The organism is Thermoplasmatales archaeon, from assembly GCA_026127925.1.
Classification (GTDB): domain Archaea; phylum Thermoplasmatota; class Thermoplasmata; order Thermoplasmatales; family Thermoplasmataceae; genus JAKAYB01.
The window spans coordinates 94974-107052 of record JAJSLM010000004.1; the positions used below are offsets into that span (position 1 = coordinate 94974).

Annotated in this window: 15 protein-coding genes and 1 rRNA gene; 6 read left to right on the plus strand and 10 right to left on the minus strand. The window is 43.4% G+C overall.

The features are described 5' to 3' along the window. The first annotated feature begins 9 nt into the window (after positions 1-9). The 3 genes from trpS to LVQ96_05100 all read left to right on the plus strand — a co-directional run bounded on the left by trpS (position 10) and on the right by LVQ96_05100 (position 2287). The gene (gene trpS / locus LVQ96_05090; GenBank protein ID MCW6170527.1) at positions 10-1146 is read left to right on the plus strand and encodes a tryptophan--tRNA ligase; all 1137 of its coding nucleotides are present in this window, start codon (positions 10-12) and stop codon (positions 1144-1146) included. A 182-nt stretch (positions 1147-1328) separates the two neighbouring features. Next, complete coding sequence (locus LVQ96_05095; GenBank protein ID MCW6170528.1) at positions 1329-1997, plus strand: AzlC family ABC transporter permease; 669 nt, start codon at positions 1329-1331, stop codon at positions 1995-1997. Further along, positions 1994-2287, plus strand: coding sequence for an AzlD domain-containing protein (locus LVQ96_05100; protein ID MCW6170529.1), 294 nt, complete (start codon positions 1994-1996; stop codon positions 2285-2287). The genes LVQ96_05095 and LVQ96_05100 overlap by 4 nt, the downstream gene beginning before the upstream one ends. 46 nt (positions 2288-2333) lie before the next feature. Here LVQ96_05100 and LVQ96_05105 read toward each other — a convergent pair whose 3' ends face one another. The 5 genes from LVQ96_05105 to LVQ96_05125 all read right to left on the minus strand — a co-directional run bounded on the left by LVQ96_05105 (position 2334) and on the right by LVQ96_05125 (position 7435). Beyond that, positions 2334-3233, minus strand: a complete 900-nt coding sequence (locus tag LVQ96_05105; GenBank protein ID MCW6170530.1) for a DMT family transporter — start codon at positions 3231-3233, stop codon at positions 2334-2336. A gap of 109 nt (positions 3234-3342) precedes the next feature. Beyond that, positions 3343-3464 (minus strand): 5S ribosomal RNA (rrf, locus tag LVQ96_05110). A gap of 207 nt (positions 3465-3671) precedes the next feature. After that, complete coding sequence (locus LVQ96_05115) at positions 3672-4475, minus strand: carbon-nitrogen hydrolase family protein (GenBank protein MCW6170531.1); 804 nt, start codon at positions 4473-4475, stop codon at positions 3672-3674. 4 nt (positions 4476-4479) lie between these two features. Beyond that, positions 4480-5565: a DNA topoisomerase IV subunit A gene (locus tag LVQ96_05120; protein ID MCW6170532.1), complete on the minus strand. Its 1086-nt coding sequence runs from the start codon at positions 5563-5565 to the stop codon at positions 4480-4482. Continuing rightward, positions 5552-7435 carry a DNA topoisomerase VI subunit B gene (locus LVQ96_05125; GenBank protein MCW6170533.1) on the minus strand — a complete coding sequence of 628 codons (1884 nt, stop codon included), beginning with the start codon at positions 7433-7435 and terminating at the stop codon, positions 5552-5554. The genes LVQ96_05120 and LVQ96_05125 overlap by 14 nt, the downstream gene beginning before the upstream one ends. 120 nt (positions 7436-7555) lie before the next feature. Between LVQ96_05125 and LVQ96_05130 the strand changes: the two genes are divergently transcribed. Beyond that, entirely contained in the window at positions 7556-8305 is a 750-nt protein-coding gene (locus LVQ96_05130) for a carotenoid biosynthesis protein (protein ID MCW6170534.1), read from the plus strand. Positions 8306-8523: 218 nt separating this feature from the next. Further along, positions 8524-9093 carry a DJ-1/PfpI family protein gene (locus tag LVQ96_05135; GenBank protein MCW6170535.1) on the plus strand — a complete coding sequence of 190 codons (570 nt, stop codon included), beginning with the start codon at positions 8524-8526 and terminating at the stop codon, positions 9091-9093. Positions 9094-9355: 262 nt separating this feature from the next. On the opposite strand, the gene LVQ96_05140 is transcribed toward LVQ96_05135, so the two are convergent. From LVQ96_05140 to LVQ96_05160, 5 genes are read right to left on the minus strand one after another with little or no spacing between them, the layout of a single operon-like run. Continuing rightward, positions 9356-10111, minus strand: a complete 756-nt coding sequence (locus tag LVQ96_05140) for a proteasome assembly chaperone family protein (GenBank protein ID MCW6170536.1) — start codon at positions 10109-10111, stop codon at positions 9356-9358. Next, positions 10092-10271 (minus strand): RNA-protein complex protein Nop10, encoded by a 180-nt coding sequence (locus LVQ96_05145; protein MCW6170537.1) that lies wholly within the window; start codon positions 10269-10271, stop codon positions 10092-10094. The genes LVQ96_05140 and LVQ96_05145 overlap by 20 nt, the downstream gene beginning before the upstream one ends. A 10-nt stretch (positions 10272-10281) precedes the next feature. Further along, positions 10282-11037, minus strand: coding sequence for a translation initiation factor IF-2 subunit alpha (locus LVQ96_05150; GenBank protein MCW6170538.1), 756 nt, complete (start codon positions 11035-11037; stop codon positions 10282-10284). A gap of 15 nt (positions 11038-11052) precedes the next feature. After that, on the minus strand, positions 11053-11265 hold the full coding sequence (locus LVQ96_05155) for a 30S ribosomal protein S27e (GenBank protein ID MCW6170539.1): 213 nt from the start codon (positions 11263-11265) through the stop codon (positions 11053-11055). A 3-nt stretch (positions 11266-11268) separates the two neighbouring features. Continuing rightward, entirely contained in the window at positions 11269-11550 is a 282-nt protein-coding gene (locus LVQ96_05160; GenBank protein ID MCW6170540.1) for a 50S ribosomal protein L44e, read from the minus strand. Between the two features lie 271 nt (positions 11551-11821). Between LVQ96_05160 and LVQ96_05165 the strand changes: the two genes are divergently transcribed. Next, positions 11822-12079: a small nuclear ribonucleoprotein gene (locus LVQ96_05165; GenBank protein MCW6170541.1), complete on the plus strand. Its 258-nt coding sequence runs from the start codon at positions 11822-11824 to the stop codon at positions 12077-12079.

Genomic DNA, 12079 nt, shown 5'->3' on the forward strand with positions numbered 1-12079 from the left:
TGAAAAATAGTGGCTGAGGACCTCAGGATAACCCCATGGAGCGTGTCGGGAAGCGTTCAGGATAAAGATTACGATAAAATAGCGAATGAATTCGGTGCAAAGATAATCGATGAGCGCCTTCTTAAGCGAATAAAGAAAATAACTGGTGATCTTCATCCTTTCCTGCTGAACGGAATATTTTATGCTCACAGGGATCTTGACCTTGCTCTTGACGATTACAGCAATGGAAAACCGTTCTATCTTTACACCGGGAGGGGCCCATCCGGCGAGATGCATCTGGGGCACATACTGCCATTCATGTTCACGAAATGGTTGCAGGAAAAATTCAACGCTGAACTTATTATCCAGATTACCGACGATGAAAAATATCTTTTCAGAGAGATAGGAGACCGGGATCTGAAAGAATTCACGCACAGTAACATAATAGATATCCTCAGTTTGGGGTTCGATCCAGACAAAACACACATACTGATAGATTCTGAACATTCTGGAATCCTCTACAATAACGCGATCAAGGTGGCAAGAAACATTACTGCCTCCTCTGTTAAAGCTGTCTTTGGACTGAAAGACAGTGATAACATAGGCAAATATTTCTTCACAAGCATCCAGGCCGTACCTGCGTTTATTCTTTCCTATCTTAAGAACGAGAACATAAGGTGCCTCATACCTTACGGGATAGACCAGGATCCACACTTCAAGCTTGCTAGGGATGTCCTTCCGAAACTCGGTTACTACAAACCCTCATCGATAATATCAAAATTCATTCCATCGCTTCAGGGCAGCGGAAAGATGTCTTCTTCGGATCCAAACTCGGTTATATCGCTGAATGACAGCAGAAACAGTGTGAGGAAGAAGTTGATGAAATACGCATTCTCCGGTGGAAGAGATACAGCAGAGGAACAGAGGAAATACGGAGCAAATCCAGATATAGACTTCTCGTTTAACATTTTCAGGATCATGGAAAGCGATCAATCCAAGGTATCTGCTGTACACGAGAGCTACATGTCTGGAGAAATGCTAAGCGGCGAGATGAAATCAATAGCGGCAGAAAAGATCAGCGAATTCCTCGAGATTCTGAGATCAAGAAGAGAGGACGTTGAAAATAATCTTGACGCGTACATGTTCGATGAAAAGAAATTTAACTAGGCATAACTTCAATAATTTATAGATATAAGGATTAGTTTCTTCCATTCTCGCTGAAGAATGTTTCCATCGCTAATTTTGCGGACTTCATTACATTATAAGACATTCAAACCCCTGTAAGAATCTTGAAAATGCAGGAAATTGTGTACAAATAATATTTATATCGTCCGCATGACCATAACACCTTGAGCAGCAAATTTGACCCTTATTTCAGTATATCCATGAGTTATCTGCCTTCAGGTATAGCGTTTGGGGCGTTTGCAACTGCATTGAAGATACCCGTCGTTATCACTATCGTCCTCTCCCTATTCGTTTATTCGGGAGCAGTCCAATCAGCATTCCTGGGCTTTTGGGTAACCGGGCTTGAACCTTTCTCAATGATCCTTACAGCATTTCTACTGAACTTAAGGCATACATTCTACGGCCCACATATAGAATCCGAAAGAAACGATATCAAGCTGAAGAACGTCCTGACCATCGGCCCGCTTCTTACGGACGAAGTCTACGCCCTATCTGTATCGCCCCTTTTCCCCGACAAGAAGCACATATTCTTTCTTGCAATATTCGCATACGCAAATTGGGCCACCGCAACGGCCTTGGGAGCTTTTGTTGCCGGAATAGCTCCGCCCAGAGTTCTTGACATACTGCTAATCGCACTTCCAACTCTCTTCCTTGGTCTCCTCGTGCCCAGAGTTAGGTCCAGTTATGCCGTGGTCACTGCCATGTCCGCAGGCATAATTGCAATATCGGGTAGGTTGCTGCACCTACCCGCATTTTTCATTATAATACCAATACTGGGCGGCGTCATCATAGGTTATGCGTGGAAAAAATTTGAGGAGGGCCACAGGCTGTGAATACGATACTCGTTATAATTGTGGTAGTCCTCGCCCTGCTGAGCATTTCTCAGCGCGTATTGCCTTGGGTATTCTACTCAAGATTCAGGGAGAACAAAAAGATAGAGAACCTATTCGATTTGTTCGCAATTTCCGCATTTACGTCACTCTTCGTATATAATGTTCTCAATATTACACCCCTGACGATAATTGCACTGGTGGCTGCTTTTATTGTGGCCCTGAAAACAAAAAACCTTCCACTCACGATAGTCACTGCGATTCTCGTGGCATCCTTCACCCTTTTGATCTAATCGTTTCACCGGACAAAAAACCTGTCAGGGCCATTGACACGGGAAATTAAGGCATTTCCTGAGGCGTGCCTTCTGATTTTCTTTCCCTGAGATATCTTTCGACTGTTATACCGAGAATGGAACCTACCATGATCACGCTGCCGATTATGACAAACTTTCCTAGAATCTCATGAAGAAAGATTACTGAAGTGAGGGCAGCAAAAACAGGCTCACCGACAAAAATAACGCCGGCCGTTGTTGGGTCCACAAACTTGAGTGCAATTGTGGATACATAATATGCAAAAACACTCCCAAATATTGCTGTGAAAACGATTGCGAAAACCGCGTAGTCATTCAAAATGAACAGACTTCCAGGCATGAAAGGTATCATCAGGCCCGAGAATATTGAAACTGCAAACAGCTGGTAGAATGTAAAGGAGTAAGAATCAAGGGATTTTGAGTACCTGGATACGTAAACAATCTGTACAGCGTAAACAACAGCACATAATAGCGTAAGTACATCTCCGATCCTGTTGCCAAAACCTCCGGATGGACTGTAAGAGAGGAGGATTAAGCCAAAGAAAGCGGTTCCCGTGGCTAGGATATCGACCCGCGTTATCTTGTTTTTAAGATACAGGAAAGAAATGATCGGGAGGAGTATAACATAAAGTCCGGTTATAACACCTGAAGCAGCTGCAGTTGTATAATCAAGTCCAACGGTTTGAAAAAAATATCCAAGGAACAGCAAAAAACCTGCTATCAAGCCGTATTTAATATTGTTAATCTTGAGTAAATTATGGCTCTTCTTAACAAATATCAACATCATTGCAGAAGCAAACCCAAAACGTATTGCAAGGAACGGTGCTGGGCTGATGTATACCAGTGCCACCTTTATTATTGGAAAAGTGACACCCCAGAAAAATGTCACGATTAAAAGCATAATTATGAAAAAAAGTTTCCTTTGCATTCTGCCAGGTGATCCCTGTGGAATATTACTAGTTTGTTAAACAATTACTGGCACGAGAGCACAGGCAAACACACCAAAGTCTGAATATTTGTCTAAAATTAAACAGAAGGTATGACAGCGAGTCGCACTTCCCGTCCCCTCGCGGAAGACAGTACACATGCGACACACGGCAGGCTTTACCATCGGGTTCGGAATGAGACCGGGTGTTACCCTGCCGTCATGACCGTCACAGCACCCTAATATTAGGTTCTTATAAAAGATTTGCTCAGGACATGATAAATAGACCCATCTATCTGAAGCAAAGTTTCAATTCAAAACCTTAGTAGTTGATAAATGATGTGAGTACGTTGTGCCATGTCTAAATGATTTCTCATGGGCAGAGCATTAACCAGTTATTCTACCAATTCCGATTCAAGAAAATGACTAATTTAAGCATTTTCAGAGTCCTGAAACGTCGTAAAGATCGCGTCTCCTGTGCTCTATAAGAGCAACATCCTTTGCATATTTATTTATGAGATCAAGGTCCAGATCCGTAGATACGACAACTTCATCATTCTCTGCCTCATCCAGGACGTCTCCGTAGGGTGAAACCACCATCGAATGGCCTGTGAATTTTGGGCCACACTGAGCAGCACCGATCACAAAAGCGCCATTTTCCATTGCACGCGCCCTGAGGAGTGTCTTCCATGTTTCCAGCTTCCTGTTTCCTGAAAACCACCCTGCCTGGTACACCAAGACATGACTGCCCTGAAGTCGCAGTACCCTAGAGGGCTCAGGATACCGCAAATCATAGCAGATCTGGACACCAATGTTCGCGTTATTCAGCCTCATTGTTACAGGAGGATCATGTGCAGGCTCATAACAGCAGCTCTCAGTCATGCCGTATGCATCGAATAGGTGCATCTTCCGGTAACGCCCAGAGATTATGCCGAGATCGCTGATAAGGAATGACGTATTGAACGGCTTGAACGATGTTTTGTCCAGCTCGGTGACATTGATGAGAACATGCAGCTTCAATCTCTCCGCCATTGCGGTTATGCTGGATATGAATTCACCCTGCACAGTTTCTGCATTCTCCTTAACGAATTCCGGTCTGGAATAATCCGGAACAAACATCTGGTATTCGGGAAAAACAACTAGATCAGGTTTTTCTTTTGCAGCCCTGTTTATGGAATCCAGGGATTTGTCCAAATTTCTCTTCTTATCCTCTGTTGAACTCATCTGAACTATTACAACTTTCACAAAATCACCGCCCCGCGAGCTGAGAAATCTTCTCTGGAAGATAGGTCCTGGTCACATAATCTAACCCGTACTTTGCGAGCGCCTGCTGCTCTGCCTTTTTTCCTATTTGAAGCATGGTTTCTATCTCCGATTTCCAGAATTCCGAGGTGAATCTTGGATCCTTGAGCTCTGCATTAAGAGCTGCGATATCCTTGTCGTTGAGTTTATCTGTTGGAAGATCGTAATTCAGTATGTCTGATGCTGTAACACCAATGAATTCCGCTGTTGGAACGGCAAGGTAGTCCGATATGTGTGCAGTCTTAATAGCACCATAAGCAATTGAACCATAGATCCTGAACGACCATGGATCGCCGTCAGTGAAAACATAAATTGGTAGATTAAGCTCTGTGTTCATTCTCTTCAATAAGCGCCTGGTGCTTCTTGCTGGCTGACCCTTCAGGTGAACAAGTATGCATCTGCTATCCTCGTCAAAACCATTTTCAACAAGACGATCAAACATACCACCTGTTTCCAGAGCAAGTACATATTCGGCATCTGCGCCTACAAACCTTAGCTTATCCGATTCCACGCTATATGGAATAGGATAACCGCCGTCGCCAACATCGTCCTTACAGTTGATCCTCTTGAACTCGCCTTTTCTGGTCTTTTCTTCCAGAGTTATATTGCCGATCACGCTAGCTCCATTTTCTTCAGGCCTGAGCTTAAAATCTTCCCTCATCATAGAGCTTATGACTTCGAGATCCTCTGCAAGCATGTTGCTTTCATCCTGCGTGTGGAACTTGCCAAGATTCCATCCCTCGGAAATGTAGTACATTTCCCTCAGTGTCGAGGATTTCCCCTCGCGGATCATCTCGTTTATGAAATCTATCACATAAAGAAGTTTCACCATGTATTCTGCCCCGTCAACTGTTTTCGCGGAGCGGGCAACTGTTGTGCTGCCATATTTCCATACAGAGTACTTTGGATCAAGAACGATATTATCCTTGTTTCTGGAGGGCATCAGTATTTCCGGAATCTCGCCCGTTGTCAATGTATTGTAAACACGCTCAACTATGCTTGATAATTTCACAGATGTTTCATTTTGTGACATTTTCTTCGTCCTCTGTTTCCATTACTTCAACGGAACCTGTCCCGAAATCTGCAGGCAATGGTTCTGCACCCTGGACCCTTACAGGATCGATTCCTGTGAAATAATAGTTCGTACCCTGGTAGTCCTGTATCGCTGGCATCGAGAACTGGGCAGAAAATTCCTTGGATGGTTCCAGAGAATCGATTTCCCACTGAAGGTTCTGCGGTATATCGTCACCCGTGGCCGGATCAGCAAACAGCTTCATGGAGACTTTATTCTTCGTGTAATTTATTGTCCTCACAGTTATATTGAATACATCGTCCTGCTTGTTTATCTCTTCGGTTACAAATACTACATTTGCTATCTTGGAAATTACAGGATCAAGCTCAGGTGAAGGTTTTCCAAGTATTGCTGCGGATTTCCTTCCTATTTCCGGCAAAAGTGCACTGACAAGGCGGAATTTTTCATAAACTTTCTGCCTTCGATCCTTTTTGCCAAGAAACAGCTTCACACCGCGGCCCAACATTTTCAGAGCTGTGGAAATTTCGCTAGAAATCTCCGGAACAGAAGCTATCGCCTCCTTCGACTCCGATGTAAATGGCATCCGGATACCATACACATGAACAAAAACTATGGCCGGGCCAAAAGGTATCCCCGTACCGCCTTTCTGGTCGAAGCCGTACGGCCGCCAGTCCATCTCTGAAATTGATTTTGTTATGACGCATGCACCCGGCTGATAAAGCAACGGCACTTTGTTGGCAAATCGGACGATCCTTATAGGCTCGTCTGCCCGCAAATTCCCACCGAAAACAAGGCCTGCCTCGACCGAAAACGGATTGCCATTGTAGATGGAGACGGGCCGCGATATCGGCTTTGAGTAATGGGAAGGCTTGTTTTCCCCGTATACACTTTTGAGACCTTTCCTTATGAATTCAGGTCCTAACCCGGATAGGCAGTCGGTTGGAGGGGGCATAAGTTTTACCTTGGTGAATGCCTCCTTGAGAAGCTTTATTTCAGGCAAAGAGAGCTGTTTTGGATCCTTTGATTTATCGAGGGATGACTTTTCCAGAATCTCATCGGCCACATTGTCGCTGATCCTGTTGAATTCCATTTTCAAAAACGACTTCATGTTCGGAGCTTCGGAGGACTTTGCCATTATCATTATCTCCCCAACCTCAAGGCCAAGGGGGTGGGGTTTTACGGGAATAGCAGGAAGGGAGGGAGTCTCAACAACCCTCAATATATCATATCTTTTCCCGTCTGGATCTATGAAGTGGAATGTTGCATTAGGATTGGCCACAGCACATTCCTTTATGTATTCAAAAATGGACTGCTTTCCTGTCTGATACTTCCCTTTGGCCTTAATGGCAATGTGCGTTCCGTGGGGAACATTCCATATCACCGGCCTCTCATAGTGGAGATCTGCAACATTATGCTTAACGTCCAGTCCAAGCTCAAATTCGTATGCAACGTCATCGCTTTCTCTTTTTGTTTTTATGTAGGTTGGGGCTGCCGTTGTTATCTGCCCATAGAGGATCGCCGCAGTTATACCGATGCCCTGTTGTCCTCTTGACTGCTTCAGTGAGTGGAACCTGGATCCGTAGAGAAGCCTACCAAATACATCGGGGACATGCTTTCTTTCTATACCTGGACCGTTATCTTCAACCATAATTGAGTATTCATCATCGCCAATCTTGCTTATGGATACTGTAATTTCAGGAAGGATTTGATACTCCTCGCACGCATCGAGGGAATTGTCCATCGCTTCCTTCACTATCATGAAAAGGGATTTCTGAGGGGAATCGAATCCCAGGATGTGTCTGTTTTTTTCGAAGAATTCAGAAATAGACGCTTCCCTGAATTCAGAAATTGTTCCCTTGCGTGAAACCATCGAGTCGCCATAGATTGCGCATTTAAATTATTTTGCCGATTCTGAGAGGAAAATCTCGCATGATCCATGAATCCTGGCACGGAGAAATGATTTAACTATTATGAATCTTTACCGAATTGATTGCTGAAACCGAATCGAAAAAACATAGGATGGACAGTTTCGTTCATTTACCTGGCTTACGTATATCTGGGGCAGTTGCCTTTTTTAAGGCAGCTCGATGTATTTTCTACAATCATTTCTTCTATTGTGCTTATCGGTGTCTACGCCATATCTTCCGTTCTAATAATCGGTGCAAAGAGCTCTGCGAAGTTCTTTATAATCGCCGCCATCATCGGTTCCGCAATGGAGCTTCTGAGCCTGAATACGGGATTTCCGTTCGGAAGGTATTACTACACTAATGAGCTGGGGTCCATGCTGGGACCTTTGCCGGTGTTCATACCATTGCTCTGGGCCTCGCTTGGTTTCTATGCTTATATGGCAGGTGGCAAATACGGAATGCCGTTCCTAATGGTGTTCACGGATCTGGCACTCGATCCAAGACTTTCCGGCCATTTATGGATCTGGATATCAACGACCCAGTACTTTGGAGATCCAATCACAAACTTTGTTGGATGGTTTTTCACATCTGCATTGATAATTCTTGTTTTTGTTGAATTGCAAAAAGTGGATCATGTTATCAGTTACCCGGCCATTGTGTTCTACCTATTATCAGGGATAAATGAGTGCATTTCCGACTTATATGCTCACCTGATTTTTCCAGCTGTAATCGCGGGTGTTATTTTCGTAGTTTCATTCCTGATTCTGTTTTATTACACCCGTTCAAAAAATGAAATGTTCAGAAAAGGATTAGAAAACCACATTGCTTCGTGATTTGCACTCTCGAGAATCTTATGAATGAACGTGTTAAACATAGATAAAACAACCGTAATCTGCAGCTTCGATTGGAGGAATTCGGTATACTAAATATCCATAATTGCAACTCAATTCGACTCCAATTTCTGGGTTAGCAAAAAAGGTGATCCTAATATCACGGGAACGAGGTAACAAAGTTCTAATAATTTCAAGAAATAGTTATTCGAGGATGAAAAATGACTAAAATACTTATTCTCACTGGAGACGCAGGGGAATCGCTAGAAGTGATGTATCCGTATCAGAGACTAAAAGAAGAAGGATACGATGTAGATATTGCTGCACCTAGAAAGAAAGCTATTCAGACCGTGGTGCATGATTTTGTTGAAGGTTTTGATACATATACGGAAAAACCCGGTTATCTCGTTAACGCCGATCTGGCATTTAAGGACGTGAAAACGGAAAAGTATGCTGCTCTTGTTGTTCCAGGAGGAAGAGCCCCTGAATATATCAGAAATGATCCGGATTTCAACAGGATTGTGAGATATTTCTTTGAAAAAAATAGCCCTGTGGCAGAATTATGCCATGCACCTCTTGGTCTTGCCAGCGCGGGAGTACTTAAAGGGAGGATTACTGCAGCCTATCCCGCACTTGCCCCTGATGTGGCTGCAGCGGGTGCAACGTTTAAGGACGCCGCTGCTGTTATCGATGGAAATCTCGTGTCTGCTAGAGCATGGCCTGACCATCCTCAATGGATGAGGGCGTTCATAAAATTGCTCAGGGAAAGAGCCCCTCCTGATGGAAATTAAGATTACAAAAAATTCTATATTTTCAATGAGTTCTATGTTCCTCACTTTGATTATAAACTCATTGCAATGTACTTGTTAGTGATCTTTCCGTCCAATTGTTTTGCCTGATGCGTGAGCTCGAGTACTATTACCTTTTCATAATTTCACAATAATTGCCTGTACTGATGAGGGAGTGAAAACGTTAATTGGAGTATTCATAAAAACTGAAGCTTCACCGGCCTTTCAGACCAATAAACTCAATGTTAGAAAAGGGACTGAACAATCATCCAAAGTAACCAAGATCGTCCTTCTGAGGTTTATTTTGCAGATCCTGCTCCATTTTTTCCGTTATCTGTTCGATCTGTTTGCTCCTCTCATCGAGATCGGCTATATCGATCTTTAGGTTAAGCAAGTTTACCAGTGCCTTCACAAGGACGCGAGCCCCCTTTGGATCAGCAAAATAACCAGATGTTTCGCCCATAAGGCACGCTCCCTTAAGATCAAAAAGCTCCTTTCCCAGACCAAGAATAAGTCCCGCGGAACCAACTATACCTCCTCCGGGCTCACCCTTAGGGAAAACTACCCCTCCAGCCATGAGGGGTTTAAGCAGGCTCTCGTTAGTAATTGCACCGAGAACTCGCGGATTCTCAGGTATTTTTCCTATACTGTAGCCTCCAAGAGTATAGATCATGGAAACGTTGAGCTTCTTCGCAAGTTCAAGAATAAAATAAGATAATTCGTACTGCCCCTCCTGCGTGGTTCCCTGAAAGTCCCCAACAAGCACGAGTAGATCTTTTGTCTTAGGCATCTTTTTATAATAAAGGCTCATGCTTACAAGCCTTACAACGCTAGAATCATCCATGAATACCTGGGGAGGTAGATATTCAGAGAATATGCTGGCATATTTTTCCATTTTCAATTTCTCGACTATGTACTCCGCTGCTATCTTTCCAACATTGCCTATGCCAGGCAAACCTTCTATCAGTATTGGATTATTGAGTTTGATTTTCTTTTGCTGGTTAATTATTATCTTTTCCATTGCTATTGCCTTCCATCATCTTCAGTCTATATTTTCCAAATCGATCTATGGGGGAGTATCTTTCTGGGAGAGCCACTTCCGTTGGACCCCCGCATTTCGGACACACCAGTTCAAGGGTGTAAACTCCGCATTTACTGCATTTTCTTATCAGGGACTTCATGTGACTCTACTTATTCTCGTATAAATTTAGCGGACACGTTGTTTTTCTTCGCAGTGTCAAGTATTTTCTGAACACTCTTCTTTAACGTATCTTCTGCAGATTTATAATCTTTGTCAGTGACAGAGATCCTGTATTTCGGAGCACCAGAGTACTGTATGTTCACACTTTGTGAATTTACTGATGTTAGAGTTTTTTTTATTGATTCTATTCCATTGCTTGCAATAGAATATGCTTCCAGGTACCCTCCGATCTCAACTTCTGGTGGGACTATATTTTCCTTCGCGATCTTGATAAATGTCGTTTTCCACTTTGCCTTCACTTCTGGCAACCATTCCTCAGAAATGGCAGCATCCTCGAACGCATCGTACAGGGTAGCGTAGCGAGACCTGAGATCACCAGCAAATTCTTTCTCACATTCATCGACTGACTTCTTGAGCTGGGCAGCTACAAGCTCCAGGAGTTTTTCAGACTTCTGGTCGTTCTTCCACTCTGTTATCTTTTCTCTTTTTTGATGATCGTTCACTCTCTTGAGCGATAGATCCACTATCCCACGGTTTGAATCAACATTCAGCACTTTGCAGACCGTTCTTTGGCCCTCTCTAATGTAGTCCCTTATGTGCTTGATCCATCCAGTCGAAACCTCAGCAATATGAACAAATCCCATCACTTTCGGATACTCTTCAAGCTTAACATCTGCTCCAAAATTCTTTACGTTTAGGACAGTGACAACAACGAGATCACCAACTTTTGGAAGTTCAGATGGCATCTTTTTACCTTCGACCTACTGTGCCTGTGCGGTATGATCTGGAACTATTTCAGCATATAGCTCCAAGACTCCACCGGTGGGCTTTGCCAAAGTGGCACCGCAGATGTTACATACAACGACCGATGTTATCCGGGAATAAGTAATCTGCTCGTTTCCACAGTCCTTGCATTTTATCTTGATGAATTTATTCTTCATGTTCTTCGGCTTGACAAATTTTCGTTCTTCCATCTATTACGCCTCCACCAATTCGAATTTCTTTGCTCTTATTCCAGGTGGGGTTGTGGCCTTTTTACAGACCTGGCATCTGTATCGAAGAGGAACTCTCTTTGTAGGCTTTTCTCTTCCTTCGAATTTAGGTCTTGGAAAACCTCCATATCCAGAAGTAGCGCGCCTGAATCTTCTCTGTCCAGCCTTCATTTCGCTCGCCTTCGCCTTCTTTACTCGTTCTACGTCGTGTGGTGTGTGTTTACCGCACTTTGGACAGTACGCCATGACAACTTTGGGAAGCTTCATTATCTTTTCACCATTTATTCTATTAACGGGCTAATAGCCATCTAATAGTTATTATTTCCGCAGATAGGGTACCTAAATTAGTATCTAACATATATATCTACTTGAAGCATGGGGCATGGCGCTGTCATAGAAACGTTTGTGGATTTCTCATCACTTCCTTTGCGTAAAGAAGAACTCGAGAACAATTGCTACAATTTGTTAGCAATTTTTTAAACCAGCCCAATCTTTGCAATAATGTTAAATACGCTCTTTATATTAAGCGCTGAAATCTATGCCTAAACCAGTTTCAAGTGCGCTAAAACCTATGGATGTCCTTCGCGGATCGCTTAATAGCAGCGTCCTAGTTGATGTGAGGGGCAACAGGGGGTACTCTGGCATTCTTGAGGGATATGATGTTTACATGAACCTTGTTATAAAAGACGCTGCCGAAACTATAGGCGGCCAGGATCATGGAATGTATCCAAGAATCCTTGTTAGAGGAGATAATGTGATATACGTTTCACCTGTAAATTCGGTAAGAGGGGAGTGA

Coding starts and splice junctions, on each gene's coding strand:
- LVQ96_05160 (MCW6170540.1), bottom strand. CDS start 11,550: ATGAAGCTTCCCAAAGTTGTCATGGCGTACTGTCCAAAGTGCGGTAAA.
- LVQ96_05135 (MCW6170535.1), top strand. CDS start 8,524: ATGACTAAAATACTTATTCTCACTGGAGACGCAGGGGAATCGCTAGAA.
- LVQ96_05140 (MCW6170536.1), bottom strand. CDS start 10,111: ATGGAAAAGATAATAATTAACCAGCAAAAGAAAATCAAACTCAATAAT.
- LVQ96_05165 (MCW6170541.1), top strand. CDS start 11,822: ATGCCTAAACCAGTTTCAAGTGCGCTAAAACCTATGGATGTCCTTCGC.
- LVQ96_05105 (MCW6170530.1), bottom strand. CDS start 3,233: ATGCAAAGGAAACTTTTTTTCATAATTATGCTTTTAATCGTGACATTT.
- LVQ96_05125 (MCW6170533.1), bottom strand. CDS start 7,435: ATGGTTTCACGCAAGGGAACAATTTCTGAATTCAGGGAAGCGTCTATT.
- LVQ96_05150 (MCW6170538.1), bottom strand. CDS start 11,037: ATGCCATCTGAACTTCCAAAAGTTGGTGATCTCGTTGTTGTCACTGTC.
- LVQ96_05145 (MCW6170537.1), bottom strand. CDS start 10,271: ATGAAGTCCCTGATAAGAAAATGCAGTAAATGCGGAGTTTACACCCTT.
- LVQ96_05120 (MCW6170532.1), bottom strand. CDS start 5,565: ATGTCACAAAATGAAACATCTGTGAAATTATCAAGCATAGTTGAGCGT.
- LVQ96_05155 (MCW6170539.1), bottom strand. CDS start 11,265: ATGGAAGAACGAAAATTTGTCAAGCCGAAGAACATGAAGAATAAATTC.